Annotated in this window: 20 protein-coding genes; 13 read left to right on the top strand and 7 right to left on the bottom strand. The window is 60.0% G+C overall.

Annotated features, from left to right (window positions below; genetic code table 11):
• Window positions 1-272 precede the first annotated feature (272 nt).
• Window positions 273-548, top strand: a complete 276-nt coding sequence (locus HDF15_RS23480; RefSeq protein ID WP_184260224.1) for a hypothetical protein — start codon at window positions 273-275, stop codon at window positions 546-548.
• 33 nt (window positions 549-581) lie between these two features.
• Here HDF15_RS23480 and HDF15_RS23475 read toward each other — a convergent pair whose 3' ends face one another.
• Complete coding sequence (locus HDF15_RS23475) at window positions 582-1244, bottom strand: DUF6629 family protein (RefSeq protein ID WP_184260233.1); 663 nt, start codon at window positions 1242-1244, stop codon at window positions 582-584.
• A 142-nt stretch (window positions 1245-1386) separates the two neighbouring features.
• Between HDF15_RS23475 and HDF15_RS23470 the strand changes: the two genes are divergently transcribed.
• Both HDF15_RS23470 and HDF15_RS23465 read left to right on the top strand, forming a co-directional pair.
• A complete protein-coding gene (locus HDF15_RS23470; RefSeq protein ID WP_184260222.1) occupies window positions 1387-1758 on the top strand; it encodes a RidA family protein in 372 nt (123 codons plus the stop codon).
• A 29-nt stretch (window positions 1759-1787) separates the two neighbouring features.
• A complete protein-coding gene (locus HDF15_RS23465; protein WP_184260219.1) occupies window positions 1788-2714 on the top strand; it encodes a LysR family transcriptional regulator in 927 nt (308 codons plus the stop codon).
• On the opposite strand, the gene HDF15_RS23460 is transcribed toward HDF15_RS23465, so the two are convergent.
• The gene (locus tag HDF15_RS23460; protein WP_221314590.1) at window positions 2711-3721 is read right to left on the bottom strand and encodes a YeiH family protein; all 1011 of its coding nucleotides are present in this window, start codon (window positions 3719-3721) and stop codon (window positions 2711-2713) included. The genes HDF15_RS23465 and HDF15_RS23460 overlap by 4 nt on opposite strands.
• Before the next feature lie 118 nt (window positions 3722-3839).
• Here HDF15_RS23460 and HDF15_RS23455 point away from each other — a divergent pair, with 118 nt between their 5' ends.
• Entirely contained in the window at window positions 3840-5051 is a 1212-nt protein-coding gene (locus tag HDF15_RS23455; protein WP_184260213.1) for a phosphoglycerate kinase, read from the top strand.
• Here HDF15_RS23455 and HDF15_RS23450 read toward each other — a convergent pair whose 3' ends face one another.
• Window positions 5052-5399, bottom strand: a complete 348-nt coding sequence (locus HDF15_RS23450) for a four helix bundle protein (RefSeq protein ID WP_184260210.1) — start codon at window positions 5397-5399, stop codon at window positions 5052-5054.
• A 218-nt stretch (window positions 5400-5617) separates the two neighbouring features.
• Between HDF15_RS23450 and tpiA the strand changes: the two genes are divergently transcribed.
• Window positions 5618-6370: a triose-phosphate isomerase gene (tpiA, locus tag HDF15_RS23445; RefSeq protein WP_184260207.1), complete on the top strand. Its 753-nt coding sequence runs from the start codon at window positions 5618-5620 to the stop codon at window positions 6368-6370.
• Here tpiA and lepB read toward each other — a convergent pair.
• Together lepB and HDF15_RS23435 are read right to left on the bottom strand one after the other, a co-directional pair.
• On the bottom strand, window positions 6367-6957 hold the full coding sequence (lepB, locus tag HDF15_RS23440) for a signal peptidase I (RefSeq protein ID WP_184260204.1): 591 nt from the start codon (window positions 6955-6957) through the stop codon (window positions 6367-6369). The genes tpiA and lepB overlap by 4 nt on opposite strands.
• A gap of 65 nt (window positions 6958-7022) precedes the next feature.
• Entirely contained in the window at window positions 7023-8063 is a 1041-nt protein-coding gene (locus tag HDF15_RS23435; protein ID WP_184260201.1) for a serine hydrolase, read from the bottom strand.
• Window positions 8064-8140: 77 nt separating this feature from the next.
• On the opposite strand from HDF15_RS23435, the gene serS reads away from it, so the two are divergent.
• From serS to HDF15_RS23420, 3 genes are all read left to right on the top strand, one after another.
• Window positions 8141-9472: a serine--tRNA ligase gene (gene serS, locus HDF15_RS23430; RefSeq protein ID WP_184260198.1), complete on the top strand. Its 1332-nt coding sequence runs from the start codon at window positions 8141-8143 to the stop codon at window positions 9470-9472.
• Window positions 9469-9858, top strand: a complete 390-nt coding sequence (locus HDF15_RS23425; protein WP_184260195.1) for a hypothetical protein — start codon at window positions 9469-9471, stop codon at window positions 9856-9858. Before serS ends, HDF15_RS23425 begins: the two co-directional genes overlap by 4 nt.
• A gap of 107 nt (window positions 9859-9965) precedes the next feature.
• Window positions 9966-10682: an outer membrane lipoprotein-sorting protein gene (locus tag HDF15_RS23420; RefSeq protein ID WP_184260192.1), complete on the top strand. Its 717-nt coding sequence runs from the start codon at window positions 9966-9968 to the stop codon at window positions 10680-10682.
• On the opposite strand, the gene HDF15_RS23415 is transcribed toward HDF15_RS23420, so the two are convergent.
• On the bottom strand, window positions 10651-12063 hold the full coding sequence (locus HDF15_RS23415) for a glycosyltransferase family 39 protein (RefSeq protein WP_184260189.1): 1413 nt from the start codon (window positions 12061-12063) through the stop codon (window positions 10651-10653). The genes HDF15_RS23420 and HDF15_RS23415 overlap by 32 nt on opposite strands.
• Before the next feature lie 145 nt (window positions 12064-12208).
• On the opposite strand from HDF15_RS23415, the gene HDF15_RS23410 reads away from it, so the two are divergent.
• The 4 genes from HDF15_RS23410 (at window position 12209) to HDF15_RS23395 (ending at window position 18794) form a co-directional block, all read left to right on the top strand.
• Window positions 12209-15769: a glycosyltransferase gene (locus HDF15_RS23410; RefSeq protein WP_184260186.1), complete on the top strand. Its 3561-nt coding sequence runs from the start codon at window positions 12209-12211 to the stop codon at window positions 15767-15769.
• A 61-nt stretch (window positions 15770-15830) separates the two neighbouring features.
• Window positions 15831-17435 (top strand): L-glutamate gamma-semialdehyde dehydrogenase, encoded by a 1605-nt coding sequence (gene pruA, locus HDF15_RS23405; RefSeq protein ID WP_184260183.1) that lies wholly within the window; start codon window positions 15831-15833, stop codon window positions 17433-17435.
• A gap of 162 nt (window positions 17436-17597) precedes the next feature.
• Window positions 17598-17933, top strand: coding sequence for a hypothetical protein (locus HDF15_RS23400; protein WP_184260181.1), 336 nt, complete (start codon window positions 17598-17600; stop codon window positions 17931-17933).
• A gap of 435 nt (window positions 17934-18368) precedes the next feature.
• On the top strand, window positions 18369-18794 hold the full coding sequence (locus HDF15_RS23395) for a VOC family protein (RefSeq protein ID WP_184260178.1): 426 nt from the start codon (window positions 18369-18371) through the stop codon (window positions 18792-18794).
• A 191-nt stretch (window positions 18795-18985) separates the two neighbouring features.
• Here HDF15_RS23395 and HDF15_RS23390 read toward each other — a convergent pair whose 3' ends face one another.
• Complete coding sequence (locus HDF15_RS23390) at window positions 18986-19738, bottom strand: FadR/GntR family transcriptional regulator (RefSeq protein WP_184260175.1); 753 nt, start codon at window positions 19736-19738, stop codon at window positions 18986-18988.
• Between the two features lie 106 nt (window positions 19739-19844).
• Here HDF15_RS23390 and HDF15_RS23385 point away from each other — a divergent pair, with 106 nt between their 5' ends.
• The gene (locus HDF15_RS23385) at window positions 19845-20312 is read left to right on the top strand and encodes a hypothetical protein (RefSeq protein ID WP_184260172.1); all 468 of its coding nucleotides are present in this window, start codon (window positions 19845-19847) and stop codon (window positions 20310-20312) included.
• Window positions 20313-20320 lie beyond the last annotated feature (8 nt).

Below are 20320 nucleotides of genomic sequence, written 5' to 3'. Positions count from 1 at the left end.
TCTTCTCCCGCTTCGAGAAACTGGACGTACTCTTTATCGGCTTCCTCCACTTCGCACTCCTCGTCGAAGCGCTCAGATAGCGTGAACACGCCCTAGCGAAACATGCGGATCTAATCCTCTACGTTCTGAGTAAGAAACGGCTTTGGCTATGACGTAAAAAAAATGGCATAAGAGATCTCAATCCTGGCTTAGAAGCGTAGACTCCAAATCGAAAGAGACACAAAGTAGTCTGGAAAACGCAGAAAAGGCTTTGTACTTTGAGGAGGAGTCTGATGAACGATTACTATGTCCGCAAATTAGCATTTTGCTATATCGAAAACGGCACTTACAAAACGCGCGCAGCAAAAACGAACATGTTTCGGAGCCATCCCTTCAAGAATGAGCCGGGGATTCCACAGCGCGAGCTACTTCTATCTAGAGAGAACCTTATAAACTTCTTGTCTAACGCACTGAACCCGCTTCTTGCGGGAGAAAAAATCAATGAAGCAGCCAGGGGTGAAGTTATTGTGGATCTTCCGGTGCTATGCGGCCTGGATGATCTTCAATAGACTTCTAACACTGGCGCTCGACATTCTGCTGGTTCAAATCGCCTCAACATACTTGAACGGCCTGATCCCCTGGCTCTTCCAGAAGTACATCAGGATAATCACGCTGGCGACCGCAGCGTACGCACACCATAGCGACGTGAAGGCATAGCGTTTTACCGCCATCACAGCCAGCAGGATCACCAGGTTCGCGGTGCCGAAGAACACCATCGCCTTGACCTTCGAGAAGAACAGCGAGCCGCACGTCGCAATCACATAGAGCACCGCGACCCAGGTCATGTTGGTCGCATAGTTCACGTACACAATGCTGTTGTCCAGCACCGATACTTGCAGCGGATACGCCGCCAGTCCCCACAGCATATAAAGCGTCAGCAGCGTCCCCAACACGACGAAGGGAAGCATCGTCCGCCGTCGCGCTCGCGTCGGTTCGAACAGCATAATGCTCAACGGCATCAGGAATGGCAGCAGCCCCTGCGCATAGAGTACGAACGCCGCTCCCATGTTGTGCGCCACCGTCGGCGACAGAATGCCGTCCAGGCCCAGCCATACGAAGCCTTCGATGAACTGATGCACTGCAAACAGAGCCGGTAGCGAAGCAAACATCAGCTCACGCCTGTGCTTTACCTTCGCCAACGTGGCAACACCCATCCCACCGAGCACACCGCTCCCTACAAAGTTCGCCGTCGCAGAAAAACACATCACCGCACCATCCCACAGAAGTAGTGCAGATCATAAATGATGCTCACCGCGGCCATTGTTTGATGAACGACATTTGCCCCTATCGGCATGGCCGGATACTTTTAAGAAAACGCATCCAGTTCACACCATTCTTTGGAGTCTTATGGCGACCCGCACCAACATCCCCGGCACCTCTCCCTTTGAACCCATCATCGGCTTCTCTCGCGCAGTACGTATCGGTAACGCTGTGCACGTCTCAGGCACCGGTCCGGTCGGGGCAGAGGACCTCTCGCCCGCCGAACAGACCCGCGTCGTCCTCAAGCTCATCGAGACTGCTCTCTCTCAGGCCGGAGCGACCTTCGAGCACGTCGTCCGCACGCGCATGTTCCTCGCCCGCGTCGAGGATTGGGAAGAGATCGGCCGCGCTCACGGCGAAGTCTTCGGAACGATCCGCCCCGCAAGCACCATGGTCGTCGCCGCCCTGCTCAACCCCAAGTGGCGCGTCGAGATCGAAGCCGAGGCCGTGCTGCCTTAGAAGCTTCCTGTAGCTGTACTCTGGACGCTATGGAGAACTTCCGCCTCCGCGTCTTCCGCGCCGTCGCTCGCCATCGCAACTTCCGCGTCGCCGCTGAAGAACTCCTGCTCACTCAGCCCGCCATCACGCAACAGATCAAGGCGCTGGAGACGGAGCTCGACGTGGCGCTCTTCGACCGCGCGGGCGGCAAGATCACACTTACCACCGCCGGGACCGCGCTCCTTCCCTACGCCGAAAGGCTGGCGGACCTCTCCGAGGAGGCCCGCCAGGCCGTGGCCGCGACAACCAGCACCAACGCCGGACATCTCACCCTTGCGGCTTCGCAAACCATCGGCCAATACCTGCTTCCGCGGCTCATCGCTGCCTTCCTGATCGAGAACCCAAAGGTCGACATCAGCGTGATCGGCGGCAATACGCAGGCAGCGCTCGAAGCCCTCGTCGGCCATCGCGTCCAGCTCGCACTCATCGAAGGCCCTCCGATGCGTCAGGACGTCCGCATCGAGCCTTTCATGGAAGACCACATGATCTGCGTCGTTCCTGCTACCCACGAATGGGCCGGCGAAGAGGTTGAGCCTGCACAGCTCCAGCAGGCTACGCTCGTGACCCGCGAGCTTGGCTCCGGCTCGCGCCGCATCGTCGAGCAGGCCTTCGAACGCGCCGGCCTGCGCCTCCGCGACCTGCATATCCGCATGACCTTCGACTCCACAGAGGGGCTGCTCAGCGCCGTGGAAGCGGGTCTGGGCATCGCGTTCGTCTCGCGCTGGGCGGTACGTGCGCAGCTCGCTCTCGGAACGCTGCGGGTTGCGCATATTCGCGGCCTGCAGCTCGCACGCATGTTCTCTCTGGTCACACCCAGCGGCCCGGAACCTACCGGAGTGACCGGCGCGTTCCATCGCTTCGTCCTGGAACGCGCCGAGGACCTGGCGCCTCGCCCTACCGGAAGGCCACAGCCCTAGATCGAGATCACGCGAAAGTAGATCGCAGCCAGCGATGCCCCGGCCACAATCACCCAAAGCACGACTCCCTGCACCAGTGGCCTGACGCCCACCTGCTTTAGTGTCTTCTTCGACAGGCTCGTTCCGATCAGAAACAGCGTCGCGGTCAATCCCACCTTGCCGAGATGGTTCAGCGCACCGAACATGGGGTGCAAGGCAGGCAGGTAGGTGCTGAACGCGGCAGCCGCGCAGAACATCACGATGAACCATGGAATCTTTACCCCGACCCTCGGTCCCGCATCGGAACTCCGTGTACTGCTTCGCGCAATGAACGTCGCCGTAATCAACGACACCGGCACAATCCACAACGCTCGCGCCAGCTTTACGGTCGTTCCGATAGCCAATGCCTGGTCGCCATACTTCGCCGCTGCTCCTACCACGGAGCTCGTGTCGTGGATGGCCAGCGCAGCCCATAGGCCGAACTGGTTCTGGCTCAGATGCAGCGCCCAGCCCACAGCCGGGAACAGCAGCAGGGCCACCGAGTTCAGAAGAAATACCGTGCCCATCGATACGCTGATCTCTTCCTCCCCCGCCTCCGTAATCGGGGCCAGCGCGGCGATTGCACTCCCGCCGCAGATGGCCGTGCCTGCCGCGATCAGGAACGATGCCTTGCCCCCGACCTTCAGCAGCTTGCCCAGGAGCAGCCCAAGCCCCAGCGCGACCGTGATGCTCACCGCCGTGTAGAGGAATCCTGAGCGGCCCGCATGCACCACCTGCTGCACGTTCATCCCAAAGCCCAGAGCCACTACCGAGGCCTGCAACAGGAACTTTGCCAGCGAACCCGCCTCGGCCCGCAAGGGGTGGTCCACCGAGAAGCCGAACGCGATGCCTCCCACCAGGGCCACCGGCGGCGACACAATACCGCTGGCCGCGATCAGCAATCCGAGGAAGAACACGGTCTTGCTGTTGAGTGTCTTGAACGCTACTGCCTTCTCCGGAACTGCTTGAACTGCCGTTTGGGTCGTCATATTCCTTGCCTCGACTTCCACTTTCAACCCCTCCAAACCGGGCGTCCAAGCAGAAGTTCTTATGGCCCATAAGCGGTTGCTCTGACGATCTACCCTCCAGTCGGTTATCCTTCTGGCAATGCACAAGCTCTCGATTCGCGACCTCGATCTCACCGGTAAGCGCGTGCTCATCCGCGTCGACTTCAATGTGCCCCTCTCCAAAGAGGGCACCATCACCGACGACACACGCATCCGCGAAACGATCCCCACCATCGAGTACGCGCTGCGCCGCAAGGCCCGCGTAATCCTCGCCGCACACCTCGGCCGCCCCAAGGGCAAGCACGTCGACGCGATGAGCCTGCGCCCCGTCGTCGATCGCCTGCGCTCGCTGCTTGACCACGTGCTCGACCCGGATGAAAACGTCGCCTTCGCCCCCGACTGCGTAGGGCCGGTGGCCATCGAACTGGCCGACAACCTCGAGCCCGGCCAGACGCTGCTGCTTGAGAACCTGCGCTTCCACGCGGAAGAAGAGGCCAACGACCCGGCCTTCGCCAGGCAGCTCGCACAGCTCTGCGACATCTACGTAAACGACGCCTTTGGCGCGGCCCACCGTGCCCACGCTTCCACCGAGGGCATTACGCACTTCGTCGCCCAGTCCGCCGCGGGCCTGCTGATGGAGAAGGAACTGAACTATCTCGGCAAAGCCGTCGCCGAGCCGAACCGGCCGTTTGTCGCCATCATTGGCGGAGCCAAGGTCTCGGACAAGATCGAAGTCATCAATGCCCTTCTCAACAAGGTCGATGCCCTGCTGATCGGCGGCGCGATGGCCTACACCTTCCTCAATGCGCAGGGCCAGACCACAGGCAAATCGCTTGTGGAGGCCGACAAGTACGACGTCGCGCGTGCGGCCCTTGAAAAGGCCGAAGCCCGTGGCGTGAAGTTCCTGCTGCCCGTCGACCACATCCTCGCCGACAAGTTCGGCGCCGACGCGAAGACTCAGATTTTCAGTGGTACCAAGCCCTTCCCCGCCGACCTGATGGCACTCGATATCGGCCCTGAGACGATTAAGCTCTTTGCAGCCGAGATCGCCGAGGCAGCCACCATCGTCTGGAACGGCCCGATGGGCGTCGCTGAACTCGCACCCTTCGCCAAGGGCACCAATGCCATCGCCAAGGCTCTCGCGAAGAACGAAGATGCCATCACCATCGTCGGCGGCGGAGACTCCGTGGCGGCACTGCACAACTCCGGCGTAGCGGACAAGATCACGCACATCTCTACCGGCGGCGGCGCGAGCCTGGAGTTCCTCGAAGGCAAGACACTCCCCGGAGTAGCGGCGCTTACGGACAAGTAGCTAAAACTTGCGCAGGTAGCCGTGAATCATCTTGCGAACCTCGATGGCTTCCGCCGTCAACTTCGCGGATGATTCCGGCTTCCAGTAGGTCAGATCTTTAGCCAGCTCAATCAGGTATTCCAACTCATTGCAGCTTGCCTGCGCCTTCCGCAGGTCGGCAGCAAACTCCAGGTTGTTCTCGCGTCCGCATCCCTCCGCAATCCGTGTTGCAATCGCAGTGGCACTGCGCCGCAATTGAATCGTCAAACCGAATACCTCTTCTTTGGGCAGCGACTGGGTCTCCCGGTAGATAGCCAGAACCAGGACATGGGCTTTACGCCAAAATTCGATATTGCGGAAATCCTGCACGGTTCGAGCTCCTAGTGCCTGCTTTGAGTTTCAAGACTCGAGCTGCGAGACTCGAGTAAGCAACTCGATACTCGGCACTCGCATCTCGAAACTCAGAGCATAACCGCGCGGACGCCATAGCACCAGCAGCGTCCGAATTTCGGCCATCCCCTCTTGCCATTCCACCCACCTACCCCGTAATCTCCACTGACCACAGCCTTTATTGGAGTCTCGAACGCATGCGCAAGCCCATCATCGCCGGCAACTGGAAGATGTATAAAACACCCAAGGAGTCGCTGGCCTTTCTCGACGCCTTTCTTCCCCTGGTCGAAGACCACACGCGCGATGAGATTCTCGTCTGCCCGACCATGAGCTCGCTCGGCTATGTGCTGGAGGCGACCATCGGCACCAACGTCCGTGGCTGCGCGCAGAACATGCACTGGCTCAACGAAGGCCCCTATACCGGCCAGACCTCGCCAACGATGCTCGTCTCCATCGGCTGCCGGCACGTCCTGCTCGGCCACTCCGAGCAGCGGCTCTACTTCAACGAGACCTATGAGCGCGTGAACCTCAAGCTGAAGGCCGCGATCAACCACGGCATCACACCGATCGTCTGCGTGGGCGAACTGCTGGCCGAGCGTGAGGACATGAAGACGGAAGAGACACTACGCAGCCAGGTTCGTGCCGCGCTGCGTAATATCTCTGCCAATGAGGCCCGCCGACTGGTCATCGCTTATGAGCCCATCTGGGCTATCGGCACCGGCTCTACGGCCTCACCCGAGGTAGCCGCCGAGGCCCACAAGATTATTCGCCACGAAATAAGCCACTGCTGTGGCGAGCAGACTGCGGAAAACACCCGCATCCTCTACGGTGGCTCCGTCAAGCCGGAGAACATCAGCGCGCTCATGCAGCAGGCGCAGATCGACGGAGCACTGGTCGGCGGCGCCAGCCTGGTGCCCACAACCTTCGCCAACATCGTGCACTACGTTTAGCGGACTACGCCCGCCTGATCCATCGGCCAGTACACAAAGGCGGCCCGGCCATAGATCAGGTTCCGCTCTACCGGGCCGAAGTCGCGGCTGTCGCTGGAGATGGAGCGATGGTCGCCCATCACAAAGTACTCACCATTCGGAATGGCCATCTCCGGCTGGGAGCGGTCGTCTTCGTACTTCAGCGGGACGTAGCTTTCCTTGAGCGGCGTTCCATTCACCCACACTGTTCCGTGGTCGATCCGCAGCGAGTCTCCCGGCAGCGCGATCACGCGCTTGATGTAGCTCTTCGAGTGGTCGTGCGGATATAGAAACACCACAACGTCGCCGCGATGGATCTGCTCCCCCACCAGGGTACCGAGGTGGGAGTAGGCAAACTTATCGATGAACAGCCGATCCTGGTCTTGCAGCACCGGCAGCATGCTCGTGCCTTCCACGCGCACCGGCTGATACAGAAACAGAATGATGAACGCCGAAGCCACGCCCGCGAAGAGCAGGTCCGTCATCCACGAGCGCAGGCCCGGACTTTTTTGCGGTGCCGATGTCTCGGCTGTCTCTGGTATCTGCTGCTCCAATGTTGCCTCTTCCATGTCGAACGTCTTACCCACCCTCTACATTTTATAGACGCATTTCTACGCAAAGGGTGCGCAACCCCTTATTTCACGTCCAATCCCAGCCCCGGCACCAGCGTTTTGCCGTCGATCCCGGAGGGCGACCAGTCCGTCACGATCGCCTTTGCCAGCTTCGCAATGGTGACTTCCCCCTCGTTGTCCACCGTCCAGCCGTGGTCGGCATTGTCGTAGGTAAAGATCGCCAGCACCATCGGGCCGCTCTTGCCGGCGACGATAGCCACATCGTTGCGCACCGCGTTCAGGCTCCCGGTCTTGCTGGCGATCGCTGTGCCCGTCTCACTGGAGTCGACGGTCTCCAGGTAGCGCGGAATCGTCTCGCGATAGAACTGGTTGCTCAGCATCTTCAGCCCCACCGCGCAGACCGCCAGATCCTGCGCATCGGGCTTGGCAAAGCCCTCGCTGGAGGTTGGCGGCACCGGGGCCGTTCGTGGAGCGTCGGCGTGCAGTTCGCATCGTCCGATCCGGGCCATCAGCGTCGCCATCTCATAGGCAGTCGTCTTGCCGAGGCCAAACTTCGGCTGGTCAGCGGGCATGGGGCCTGTAGCGGGCTTCATGATCTTCTTGTAGAGGTGCGTGTTCACCAGCCCCAACGAGGCCATCCGAGCATTGACGGTGTCCGTGCCGAAGCGGTCGATCATCAGATTCGTTGCGGTATTGTCGCTGACGATCACCATCATGGTCAGCGCGTCCTTCAGCGTGAGGGTCAGGGGCGTGTCGAAGAAGGTGAGCACTCCCGATCCGGGCACCGGATCGCCCGGCCTCAGCACCAGCTTTTCGTCCCAGTGCGCTTTGCCCTCGCGGACCTCGAGCATCGCCTCATACAAAATCGCCAGCTTGATGTCCGAGGCCGTCTGCACCGGTAGATTCTGGTCGATCCCCACGGCCTTCCCGGTGTTCAACTGCACGGCATACAGAGCCACTTTTCCATGGTGCGCGGCCAGAATCGGTTGCAGTTGCGCGAGCAAAGCCGGATCGTCCGAGAGCGCTGGTGCAGCCTGAGCCTGGGCCACCGCCATGGCCGCGCCAAGCAGGATTGCCGTTATGGAGGTCTTTGCAATGCCCATCGAATCCCCTTTTGATTGCTTTAACTTACCCTGCCCCTGCACATTCCCGCCGGGTAATGCAGCTAGAATAGCTTGGTATGCACGATTTAGCTTTTGTCCGGGCGAACCTGCCGCTCGTAGAAGAAAAACTGCGCTCTCGCGGCGCTGATCCGTCGATCCTTGCCGACTTTGAGCGGCTCGATGCGGAGCGCCGCACTGCGATTACCGAGGCCGAAACCCTCAAGGCACAGCGCAACGCGCTCTCCGAAGAGTTCGCCAAGCTCAAGCGTGCCGGCGGAGACGTCGCCGCCATCAGCCAGCGCTCCGGCGAGCTGAAGGACCGGACAGCCGCCCTCGAAGCCGCTGCCAGCGCCGCCGATGCCAAGCTGCGCGACCTGCTTCAGGGCCTGCCCAACCTGCCGCAGGACGGCGTGCCCGCAGGCAGTTCCGAGCACGACAACGTCTGCGAAAAAACCTGGGGCGAGCCCACGAAGTTCGACTTCCCCGCCAAGCCCCACTGGGAGATCGGCGAAGAGCTCGGCATCCTCGACTTTGGCCGCGCGGCCAAGATCTCCGGCTCGCGCTTCGTCGTCCACTTCGGCGCGGGTGCTCGCCTGGAGAGGGCGCTGGCCAACTTCATGCTCGACCTGCACACCCGAGAGAACGGTTACGCTGAAGTGCTGCCACCCTTCATGGTGAACTCCAGCTCTCTCTTCGGCACGGGGCAGCTTCCGAAGTTCGCTGAAGACCTCTTCCACTGCGACGACAAAGGTCCGTACATATCCGGGCAGTTGCAGGAGAACGACCACTGGCTGATCCCTACGGCGGAGGTCCCGGTCACAAACCTCTTTCGTGACGAAACAATCGATCTGAGCGACGGCACAATCTCATTCACGGCCTACACCCCCTGCTTCCGCTCCGAGGCCGGCTCCTACGGCAAGGACGTGCGCGGCATGATCCGCCAGCACCAGTTCCAGAAGGTCGAGCTTGTGAAGTTCGCCCGGCCTGAGGACTCTTCTGCCGAACATGAAAAGCTGACGCGCGACGCCGAGTCTGTGCTCGAGCGCCTGGGCCTTCCCTATCGTCGCATGCTGCTCTGCACCGGAGACATGGGCTTCAGCTCCTCCAAGACCTACGACCTCGAAGTGTGGGTTCCCGGTCAGGAGACCTATCGCGAGATCTCCTCCTGCTCGAACTTCGAGAGCTTCCAGGCGCGGCGTGCGAACATCCGCTACAAGCCAGCTGGCTCGAACAAAACGGAGTTCGTCCATACGCTCAACGGCAGCGGCCTTGCCGTTGGACGCACCTATCTTGCGATTCTGGAGAACTACCAGCAGGCAGATGGCTCCGTGCGTATCCCGGATGCACTGCAGCCCTATATGGGCGGAGAGACCGTGATTACCAAGCAATCCCTGGGGCGTGCACGATGACCCGTTTAATTCGCAGTTACTTTTTCTGGTCTTACGAACGCGGCAGCTTTCACTACGACGTGATGGTCACGGCCATCCTGCTCTTTGTGTTTGTCTCGCCGCGCTTTATCGACTTCAAAGACAAGCCGGTAACCACCGTTCCGCTGCATGGCAGTGAAGTGCTGGTAAAGGAAGCTAGTGGCAATAGCAACGAGGCTCGCTTTGTGTATGAGGTTCGTGCCGAAGATCTCGACGGGGCATCGACCGATGTAGAGATTCGCAAAGCTCTGCTGAGCGTGATCGAACCCATCTCGGGTGAGGTAAAGCTCGAGCAGTACAAACCTGTACCGGACACCAAGGGCAAGATCGTGGCTTATGATGCCACGGTATTGCGTTCCGGCCTCTAAATTGCGAAGGCGTTAGATAACGCTTTTCTCTCCAGCTCATCTAACGACATGACTGTTCGTTGCGTCTGTCTCAGACCAAATCGCCGCTTCGCAGGAGATCGCGTTTTATGAAGAAGCTCTTCACTACAGCCCTCGCTCTTGCGCTGACCTCCACCGCGCTCCACGCACAGGCTCCTTCGCCGCAACTTACGGACGTGCTCCATCAGCTCGATACCGCCTCCGCGAAGTTCCACAATGTGCAGTCCGACGTCAGCTATGACAACTACACACGGGTTGTCCGGGATCATTCCATTGAGACCGGCACGATCTATGTCGAACGCTCAGGCAAAGGACAGCAGATGGGCGCCGTCTTCTTCAACAGCACCCCCGACGGCAAACCCACAAAATCGCCGGCCAAGATCCTTGTCTATGATGGCAGCACGCTGCAGATGTATTCGCCCGGCACAAATCAGGACGACGTCTTCAAGGCCGGAGCAAACCAGGCGAAGTACGAGAGCTTTCTTACGCTCGGCTTCGGCGGCAGCGGTAGCGATCTCGCCAAGGCGTGGACGATCACCTATGACCGTAACGAACCCCTCAGCGACGGAACGAAGCAGGTGAACACCGCAAAGCTCATCCTGGTCAGCAAGGACCCTGGGGTAAGCGACATGTTTACCCGCGTCACGATCTGGGTGGATCCTCAGCGAGGGATCTCGCTCAAACAGCTCTTCGAGCAACCCAATGGTGACAGTCGCACCACAACCTACTCCAACATTCGGCTCAATGAACACATCGACACGAAGCCCTATGAGATCAGCAAAAAGGCTCAGCACATTCCGCACTAGTCTCCTGACGTACTAACGCGAAGGCAGCCAGAAGGATCACCACCGGAAAGCACTCCAGCGTGTACCGTGGCTCGGAGTTGTCGATCGTTGCCAGCAGCACGCAACGCAGCAGCACGAAGAGGATCATGGCGTAGGCCAGCACGCTATATCCGCTCCAGCCCTGCCGCCGCCAACGCCATAATCCTACCCAGGCCAACGCCAGATACAGGGCATTCAGTAACGCATAGCCGAAGCTGAACGCCGATCTCTTTGGATGGGCACGCCAGTTCCACCAGTCGATCGGGATCTTCATCAACTCGGTCCGGGGACGCAGCCACATGTCCGCCAGCTTCGCTATTGGCAACAGGATGTAATAACGCAGCGGATGCGCCGCAATGCGCTGCGCGGCCAGCCTCCCGAACGCGTCGTCGGACTCTGGGTTCGCCGCACTGACCTCGTTGTACTGCGCGTAGACTCGCTCCGTCTCCTGGCGCTGCGCGGCATTGTCGAAGGCTCGCGGCGGAAGATCGGTCATCGCGAGCGGCGACCCGTCATAGGTCCAGTACACGTCCACCGTCGATTTGAAATCGATGGCCCAGGTCTTATACCAGCGCTGAAAGCCATAAGAGATAGGCTCGCCGGGATCGGTCGCATAACGTGGCGCCAGCGGCTGCACCACGTGAAAGACGCGCCAGTTGCGAACACCCCACAGCAACAGAGGCAAGGCCACGATGACGGCTACGCTTGCCGCAGGCAGTGCGCGCTTGAGCACTCCCCCTCTCCTCTCTCGAAGTCCCACCCACAGCACCGCCGGAACCACCACCATCGGCAGCAGCGCCTGGTCCGGCCTGATCAGCACGGCGAGGGCCGACGCAGACCCGAGCGAGAGGAGCCAGACGTTTCCCGGCCTTCCGTGCTGCCGCTCCCCCATCCATCGTTGCAGGGAGAAAAACGCCATGGTAATGAAGAACAGGCTGAGGGTCTCCGTAAGCGGAATGGCGGCATAGTTTGCGGTAAACGGGCAAAGAGCCGCCAGGCCAAGCGCTATCAGCCCGGCCCGGCGACCCCTCAGCCGTGCGGCAAGAGCAGCCAGAAGACAGCATTCGACAAGGCTGAGGACAGCCTGTACCCCGGTCACGGCAAGAAAGTTTTCATTGCCGAATACCGCAAAGCACAGGCCGAGAAAAAAGGGATATCCCGGCAGGCGCATCAGGGTCTGGCGTATTCCGGTGGCTTCCGTGACCCCATAAATATGATGGGCAAACATATTCTGGGCAAGATCGGCATAGATCTCCGGATCGCCCACAAATCTTGCGTGGTACTGGATGAACAGGAGACGCAGCCCGGTGCCCGCCAGCAAGAGCAGCGTCGCGACAGCCCACCTTCGGTCCCTTTGAGACATTTCATTGCATCATACTGATTGGAGAGGCTGATTCGCACCCTTCCGATTCAGGCGATTGACCTCGCCCTTTTCTCCCCTAGCGCATCTGCCAATACGTAATACGATGGCTAAGACGCAATACGATGATGGAGACCTCTAAAGATCGATGAACAAGCAAGTTTTTTACGACCCGCAACGCAAACGCTGGAAGCGGCTTCGGCGAATCTTCGACTTGTCGGCTCTCCTTGGTGTCCTCATCGGCGGCCTGTTTATCGTCGGCCTGGTCCGGATGAAGCCCCTGCGCGGGCTCGATCTGCGTTCGGTGACCAAACGCTACCGCGCCCTGGCGAATCCGCCGGCCCCGGTGCTTACCCCCAGAGAAAAGCTCAATCACTCCGCCCATCGCAGAACCGACCTCAAGCCCTCCGACGTCGTTCTGAACACGGGTGAAGGACTGCGTGCGGCGTTCTATACCGACGCCGACCCAGCCAGCTACGCGTCCTTCAAGCAACACCTCAAGCAGATCGACCTGCTCTTCCCCGAGTGGTTGCACGTCACCACGGCTGACGGCAATATCACCGCCCTCACCTCCGACAATATGCCGTTCAACGTAGTCGAAGGCTCCGTGGTGCATGGAGTCGACCGCGAAAATAAAGTCGTCCGCGCCATTGCGGCGGCCCGTGAAGATACCGAAATCTTCCCGATGGTCAACAACTACAGCGTGACGGACGGTGTCTTTGAAGACAACGTCGGGCAGTTTCTCCTGAGCCCCGTCGCGCGTGCGAACTTTATTCACCAGGTTGACGCGTTTCTCGCGGCCAATAACTTCTACCGCGGCCTTACCCTCAACTTTCAGAACATTCCGATCGCCGCGCAGCCCGGTTACCAGCAGCTCATCCAGGCGCTCTATAACGACTTTCACTCGCGCAATCTGCGGCTCTACGTCAATGTGCCGGTCGGTGACGACGACTTCGACATGAAGTTCATCGCAGCTAACTCCGACGGCATCATCCTCATGAACTACGACCAGCACCAGACCGGCACCGATCCCGGGCCGGTGGCCGGGCAGGACTGGTTCGCCGATAATCTGCGGGCCGCGATGAAGATCGTTCCGCGCGAAAAACTCATCTGCGGTATCGGCAACTACGGCTACGACTGGACCACCAACCTGCCTCCTCCGCCGCCGGCCAAGGGCAAACACGAGCGCAGCAAAAAAACTGCGACACCTGAAAAACAGCCAATTCTCTCCACCACCATGCTTTCGACCCAGGAAGCATGGCAGGCCGCCGCCGATGCGGATGCTCAGATCGACCTTGACGAGGACTCGCTCAACCCGCACTTCGCCTATGACGACGAAGATACGAAGACGCGCCATCAGGTCTGGTTCCTCGACGCTGTCACGGTGCTGAACCAGATGCGTGTAGCCCGCGCGCTCGGATTGGAGACCTTTGCACTCTTCCGTCTCGGCTATGAAGATGACTCCCTCTGGAAGATCTGGGACACGCCCACGAAGTCCGACCCCGTGAAGGACCTCGCAGTGGTTGCCCCCGGACAGGATGTGGACACCGAAGGTGACGGTGATATTCTGCGCGTCACCGGCCAGCCGCAAAACGGCCATCGCACCCTGACGATGGACGACGACAAGACGATCCCGTCCAAATACCTCAGCGTCGTCTCCGAGAAGATGGACTCGTACCCGCTGCCCTACACGCTCTCGCAGTATGGATACCATCCCAAGCAAGTCGCCATCAGCTTCGACGATGGACCCGATCCCACCTGGACGCCGAAGATTCTCGACATCCTGAAGAAGTACAACGTTGTCGGCACCTTCTTCATGATCGGCGAAGAAGCACAGGACAACGTCGGCGTGATGCAGCGCGTCTTCCGCGAAGGCCATGAGATCGGCAATCACAGCTTCACGCATCCAGACATCAGCGAAATCTCGCCTGGATCTGTCGACCTGCAACTCAACCTGACGGAACGGCTCTTCGCCGCCAAGCTCGGCGTGCAGCCCGTCTACTTCCGTCCGCCCTACTCGATCGACCAGGAGCCCGACACCAACGACCAGGCCGCTCCGATCGACCGCATTCAACATCAGCTTGGTTACGTCATCGTCGGCGACAAGATCGATACCAACGACTGGGACGAACATCCTCGCAAGACACCGCAGGAGATGATCGACAGCGTCTTCGAGCAGATTAACGAAGCCAACACCAAAACCTGGATGCGCGGCTCGATCATCCTGATGCACGACGGCGGCGGCGACCGCAGCGCCACTATCGCAGCCCTGCCGAAGCTGATTGAAGCACTACGGGCGCACGGCTACGAGATCGTTCCCGTCTCTCAGCTCATCGGCCAGACCCGCGACCAGGTCATGGTGCCGCTTACCCGCAAGCAGCGCTACTACGCCTTTATCGATTCGATCACCTTCTTCTTCATCGGCTTCTTCAATCACTTCGTGCTATCGGTCTTCTTCGTCGGCGACGTCCTGATGAGCGGCCGCCTCATCATCATCGGTCTGTGCGCGATCATCGATCGCTTCCGCCGCCGCAAAGACTTTGCGACCCCGGACTATAAGCCGAAGGTCGCCGTCCTGATCCCCGCCTATAACGAGGAGATGGTCATCGCACGCACGATTCGGTCCGTGCTGATGTCCAATTACAAGAACATCCGCATCATCGTCATCGACGATGGCTCGACCGACGCGACCTACAAGATCGCTACCGAAACCTATGCGAAAGAGATCGCCGACGGAAAGGTGACGGTTCTGACCAAGCCCAACGGAGGCAAGGCCGAGGCGCTCAACTTCGCGCTGCGCAGTACGGACGAAGAGGTCTACGTCGGCATCGATGCCGATGGCGTCATTGCCCACGACGCGATCACGCGGCTCGTCTGCCATTTCGCGAACCCAGCCATCGGAGCGGTGGCAGGCAATGCGAAGGTCGGCAATCGTGTGAATCTCTGGACACGCTGGCAGGCTCTCGAATACATCACCTCGCAGAACTTCGAGCGGCGCGCGCTGGATCTGTTCGACGTCGTCATGGTCGTCCCCGGAGCCATCGGAGCCTGGCGCACAGCTGCGGTCAAAGCCGGAGGCGCGTACCATCCCGACACCGTCGCCGAGGACGCCGACCTCACGATGAACCTGCTGGAACAGGGCTACGCCGTGATCTACGAAGATCAGGCATTGGCCTTTACCGAAGCGCCGGTCACCGCTAACGGACTTGCCCGGCAGCGTTTCCGCTGGTCTTTCGGTATTCTGCAGGCGGTCTTCAAGCATCGGGGCGCCATCGCGCGTCGCCGTGCCATGGGCCTCTTCGCCCTGCCGAATATCGTCATCTTCCAGATCCTTCTGCCGCTGGTCTCCCCGCTGATCGACTTCATGTTTGTCGCCGGGGTCCTGCATTACTTCATCGACAAGCACTTCCATCCCGAGACGACCAGTACGAACGACCTCTTCAAGCTCCTGACGTTCTTCCTGACATTCCTGCTGATCGACTTCGCGGCCTCGGGCCTGGCGTTCCTGCTGGAACGCAAACACCCGGCCAGCCGCGGAGACGCCTGGCTGCTCGTCCACATCTGGGTCCAGCGCTTTACCTATCGCCAGCTCTTCTCGTGGGTACTGCTCAAGACTGTCAAGCGTGCGATCGACGGCAAGCCCTTCTCGTGGGACAAGCTGGAACGCACCGCCAAGATGTCGAAGGCAACGGAGAAGCTGACGGAGTAAAAACCTGAACGAACCGCTTTGCACCGCATGAACGCTTAAAATGATTGAACAGAGGTCCCCAATGCCCGTCACTACGCTTTCCCCGTTCCACAATGAGCCCTTCACCGACTTCAAAGACGCCGACACCAAGCGCGGCATGCTCGAAGCCCTCGCGCAGGTTCGCAGCGAACTCGGCGCAACCTACGACCTCATCATCGGAGGCCAGCAACGCCGCTCCGGCACCACCTTCACCTCCGTCAATCCTGCTCGCCCCGCGGAGGTCATCGGAGTCCACTCCGCCGCCACCGAAGCCGATGCGAACGACGCCGTCAGCGCTGCACAGCAGGCCTTTCTGAGCTGGAAACGCATCTCTGTCACGGAACGCGTTGCCCTGCTGCAGCGTGCAGCCGAGCTGATCCGCAGCCGTCACCTGACCTTCTGCGCCTGGCTTACGCTCGAAGTCGGCAAGAACTGGGCCGAGGCCGATGCCGATGTAGGCGAGTGCATCGACTTCCTGGAGTTCTACGCGCGTGAGGCCCTGCGTCTCGACTCCGCCACCACGCCCATCCAGTTCCCTGGCGAACGCAACCTGCTGCGCTATATTCCGCTCGGCGCCGGTGCGGTCATTCCCCCGTGGAACTTTCCCTTCGCCATCATGGCCGGCATGACCGCCGCTGCTATCGTCTGCGGTAACACCGTGGTGCTCAAGCCCTCGCCGGATGCCCCCACCATCGCAGCCCGCTTTGTCGCGCTGCTGTCGGAAGCTGGACTTCCTGACGGTGTCGTCAATCTTGTACAGGGTGGACCAGAGGTCGGTCGCGCCATTGTGGAGCATCCGCAGATTCGCTTCATCGCCTTCACGGGATCGAAGAAGGTGGGTCTCGAGATTCACGAGCGCGCCGCGCGCACACAGCCCGGCCAGCACTTCATCAAACGCACGATCCTCGAACTGGGCGGCAAAGATTCCATCGTCGTCGACTCCGATAGCGACCTCGATGCCGCGGTTGACGGCGTAGTCGCCTCAGCCTTCGGTTTCAGCGGCCAGAAGTGCTCGGCGTGCTCGCGCGTGATCGTCGCCTCGTCGGTGTATGACGTCTTCTGCGATCGTCTGCGGGAACGCGTCTCGGCCCTCGCTACCGGCGATCCAGCGGAGAATTTTGCCACCGGTCCGGTTATCAACAGCGTCGCGCACAAACGCGTTCTCGACTACATCCAGCTCGGACAGACGGAAGGACGTCTGCTGGCAGGCGGTACGTCTCTCGAAATCGAAGGCGGCTACTACATCGCACCCACAGTCATCTCCGACGTCGCACCCACGTCTCGTCTGGCACAGGAAGAGATCTTTGGGCCTCTGCTTGCGGTCATTCGTGCCAAGGACTTCGACGATGCACTGGCCATCGCCAACAACACGGAGTATGGATTGACGGGCGCGATCTACACCAACTCACGCGAGAAGCTCAACCGCGCCCGCAACGAGTTCCACGTCGGCAACCTGTATCTCAACCGCAAGTGCACGGGAGCGATGGTTGGAGCGCATCCCTTTGGAGGCTTCAACATGAGTGGAACCGACTCCAAGGCCGGCGGCCCTGACTACCTGACACTCTTCACGCAGGCAAAATCCATCGCAGAGAAGATGGGCGTTGTCTCCGATGAAGCAGAAGAGCAGGAACAACGCATGGGGCTGTGATTCACAGCCTGCGAAAAGCAAGACCGAAAGGGCATGGCTGAGGCCATGCCCTTTCGTCTTTTAGCGATTCGAGTACCGCGCACTCTGTAAAAACTTCACAGCAACATCCTGTTCACAGTCGAGTTCAAACCAATGTGCCGTCTCGACGGTCAGGAGAGCTATATGAAACTTAATCGTGTGGTTCTCACGGCAGCATCGTCCTTGTTTCTGTTCGCGGGCCTTGGCTGTGCCAAACACTATGCACCACCCCCACCTCCACCGCCTCCCATAGCCCAGGTGCCGCCCCTCGTTCAACTGGCCGAACACAACGGCGTTGAGACAGGCCGCTCCGACGGTGCACGCGCGGCAAAGAGCGGAGCTCCGTACGACGCTCGCCGAACACGCGCCTTCCACGATTGCCCCGGCTACGATCCGCATCTAGGACCGTTTGAGCCCTATCGCAATGCCTTCCGCGATGCCTATCTGCGCGGGTACGATCAGGGCTATCGCCGTCGCTAGAGCAGTTCGTCGTTAGCCGTTGAATGTCGTTAGTTCGTTGAAGGTGATGGCTGCCATAACAGCGCGAAGCGCGTTCCCCGATGCTTCAGCATCGGGGAGACGGAGGGAGCCGTAGCCTTTAGGCTACGGAATTAGGCTAGGCAAGAATTGGGCTTTAGCCCCGGGCCTTTTGTTCGCAGCCGAAAGAAGGCCCGGGCCTAAAGGCTACGGCTCCCTCCGTCCCGCGACGCTAAAGCGTCACGGTTAGCGCTTCGCGCTATTCGGATCGTCCTGATTCTTCGACAAAAAAACGACTCACCTGGAGCACCGCACGCGGGACCAAAGTCCCGCCCCTTCAAAACAACTACCTCGTTGCACTGGCCGCACTCGCAGCCTCCTGCGTATCATCATCGAGTGGGCCATCACTCTGCCCTATCTCATTCGCGAGCGCACAGCATGTCCGAACTACGCCCCTTCCACATCGCCTTTCCAGTTCACGATCTCGCCGCAGCGCGCCATTTTTACGGCACGGTCCTCGGCTGCCCCGAAGGCCGCAGCTCAGAGCAGTGGATCGACTTCAATCTCTTCGGACATCAGATCGTCGCGCATCACAAACCTGCTCCTGACAGAGCAGAAGCACACAGCAATCCCGTCGACGGACACGCGGTGCCGGTTCCCCACTTCGGAGTGGTGCTGACACAGGCAGACTGGAAGTTGTTGGCAGAACGCGTCCGTGCCGCTGGTGTGTCTTTCGTCATCGAGCCTTACACACGGTTCGAAGGCCAGGTCGGCGAGCAGTCGACGATGTTCTTCCTCGACCCTTCGGGCAATGCCCTGGAGTTCAAGGCCTTCGCGGATCTTGGCGAGCTCTTCGCGAAGTAGAGACGCAGGGTACGCAATCAGGAATCGGAAGGGCATGGCTTCAGCCATGCCGTAAAGTGCCCCTCTTGCATTTCCCCCTCATGATTGCGACGCGTAGCGTCGCAATCATGAGGGGGAAGATGTTTAAGTGTCTCTATCGGCACGGTTGAAACCGTGCCCTTCCGATTCTGTAGCTACGAGAGCGAAATCCCCTAAACCGGCTGCTTGCGTCCGTTCGCTGCAGCATCCGGCATTGGCTTGCTGGGCACCTTCACTGGCGACGGCACATCGTCGCTGGTCAAGTGCTCTTCCACATGATGCAGGTGCCGTCGCATCGCCCTGCGGGCCTCATTCGGGTTGCGGCCTGCAATCGCCGCAAAGATGGCCTCGTGATCCTCCAGCGCGGCCGCCTGATGTTGGTCGAGACCGGCACGCTGGCTCAGCCGGTGATACATCGGCGCAAACATGCCTGCCCACAACCCATCGACGATACTCGTCAGCACGCTGTTCTTGGCGGCCTCGCCGATCGCCACGTGGAACTGCCTGTCCGATACCTGGGCATTGGTCTTTGCCTGCACCAGCTTCCGCATCTGCTGCAGGGTCTTTTCGATCTTCGCCAGGTCTCCGGCTGAAGCATACAGGGCGGCATCCGCGGCGATCTCGCCCTCAATCAGAATGCGTGCCCGCAGCAGCTCAAACGGCCCGGGGCCGGAGTCCAGCACCAGCGACATCGGGTTCACAGCCTCGCGAACATAGGCTCCCGATCCGCTCCGAATCTCTAACTCGCCTGCGATCTCCAGTGCCACCATCGCTTCGCGAATCGTGGGACGGCTCACCCCGCAGACCTTTGCCAGATCGATCTCTCCCGGAAGCCGGGCGCCCGGCTCGAGTCTCTTCTCCGCAACATAGCGCGAAATTCGTGCTGCAACCTCCTGGTACCTGCGATGCGTCTTGACCATATTCATCCCCGCGTTCCTGAGTAAGGAGCGCACGGCTCCATCCTACTCTGCAAGTGCCGTTTGTAACACATAAGAAACAGGTTTGCGCGACCTGGTGTACCGTAAAGATGAAATGTCTGTTCAAGACCCCAAATTCGCCCCAGATAGTTCCGTAGACACTCCTGCAAGCGAACAACCTTCCAATGGCAGCCGCTCCTGGATCATCAGCCTCACGAGCCTGATGTTTATCCTGCTCCAGAGCGCCTGCACAGCGGTCATGGCCATCAGCGGCATACGCGTCATCATTGGGGTAAGCGCATTGGCGGCTGCGGCCGGGGTGCAGCACACCATCGGCCGCATCCATGCCGATGCCATCCGCATTCCCATGATGGTCGTTGCGGTAGCCGGCTCCCTCATAAACCTGTATGTCGTCTGGAGGATTCGCAGCCTGCGCGCCAGACCCTCATCCCAGTGGCGTATGGCCTCCGTGACGCAGAAGCAACGGCGTTCCGAAACCTTCCAGATCGTCCTCGCAATCGTGACCCTGGCTCTTGTAGCGGCCGAGGCGATCGCGCACCAGATCCTCCATCAAGCTCAGTAGCCTGACAG

Source organism: Granulicella mallensis, from assembly GCF_014203225.1.
Lineage (GTDB): Bacteria > Acidobacteriota > Terriglobia > Terriglobales > Acidobacteriaceae > Granulicella > Granulicella mallensis_A.
This window is presented reverse-complemented; position numbering and strand designations above follow the sequence as displayed.

What these genes read in the sequence shown, in the direction of transcription:
- HDF15_RS23480 (WP_184260224.1), top strand. Translation starts at nt 273, where the DNA reads ATGAACGATTACTATGTCCGCAAATTAGCATTTTGCTATATCGAAAAC.
- HDF15_RS23475 (WP_184260233.1), bottom strand. Translation starts at nt 1,244, where the DNA reads ATGTGTTTTTCTGCGACGGCGAACTTTGTAGGGAGCGGTGTGCTCGGT.
- HDF15_RS23470 (WP_184260222.1), top strand. Translation starts at nt 1,387, where the DNA reads ATGGCGACCCGCACCAACATCCCCGGCACCTCTCCCTTTGAACCCATC.
- HDF15_RS23465 (WP_184260219.1), top strand. Translation starts at nt 1,788, where the DNA reads ATGGAGAACTTCCGCCTCCGCGTCTTCCGCGCCGTCGCTCGCCATCGC.
- HDF15_RS23460 (WP_221314590.1), bottom strand. Translation starts at nt 3,721, where the DNA reads ATGACGACCCAAACGGCAGTTCAAGCAGTTCCGGAGAAGGCAGTAGCG.
- HDF15_RS23455 (WP_184260213.1), top strand. Translation starts at nt 3,840, where the DNA reads ATGCACAAGCTCTCGATTCGCGACCTCGATCTCACCGGTAAGCGCGTG.
- tpiA (WP_184260207.1), top strand. Translation starts at nt 5,618, where the DNA reads ATGCGCAAGCCCATCATCGCCGGCAACTGGAAGATGTATAAAACACCC.
- lepB (WP_184260204.1), bottom strand. Translation starts at nt 6,957, where the DNA reads ATGGAAGAGGCAACATTGGAGCAGCAGATACCAGAGACAGCCGAGACA.
- HDF15_RS23435 (WP_184260201.1), bottom strand. Translation starts at nt 8,063, where the DNA reads ATGGGCATTGCAAAGACCTCCATAACGGCAATCCTGCTTGGCGCGGCC.
- serS (WP_184260198.1), top strand. Translation starts at nt 8,141, where the DNA reads ATGCACGATTTAGCTTTTGTCCGGGCGAACCTGCCGCTCGTAGAAGAA.
- HDF15_RS23425 (WP_184260195.1), top strand. Translation starts at nt 9,469, where the DNA reads ATGACCCGTTTAATTCGCAGTTACTTTTTCTGGTCTTACGAACGCGGC.
- HDF15_RS23420 (WP_184260192.1), top strand. Translation starts at nt 9,966, where the DNA reads ATGAAGAAGCTCTTCACTACAGCCCTCGCTCTTGCGCTGACCTCCACC.
- HDF15_RS23415 (WP_184260189.1), bottom strand. Translation starts at nt 12,063, where the DNA reads ATGTCTCAAAGGGACCGAAGGTGGGCTGTCGCGACGCTGCTCTTGCTG.
- HDF15_RS23410 (WP_184260186.1), top strand. Translation starts at nt 12,209, where the DNA reads ATGAACAAGCAAGTTTTTTACGACCCGCAACGCAAACGCTGGAAGCGG.
- pruA (WP_184260183.1), top strand. Translation starts at nt 15,831, where the DNA reads ATGCCCGTCACTACGCTTTCCCCGTTCCACAATGAGCCCTTCACCGAC.
- HDF15_RS23400 (WP_184260181.1), top strand. Translation starts at nt 17,598, where the DNA reads ATGAAACTTAATCGTGTGGTTCTCACGGCAGCATCGTCCTTGTTTCTG.
- HDF15_RS23395 (WP_184260178.1), top strand. Translation starts at nt 18,369, where the DNA reads ATGTCCGAACTACGCCCCTTCCACATCGCCTTTCCAGTTCACGATCTC.
- HDF15_RS23390 (WP_184260175.1), bottom strand. Translation starts at nt 19,738, where the DNA reads ATGAATATGGTCAAGACGCATCGCAGGTACCAGGAGGTTGCAGCACGA.
- HDF15_RS23385 (WP_184260172.1), top strand. Translation starts at nt 19,845, where the DNA reads ATGTCTGTTCAAGACCCCAAATTCGCCCCAGATAGTTCCGTAGACACT.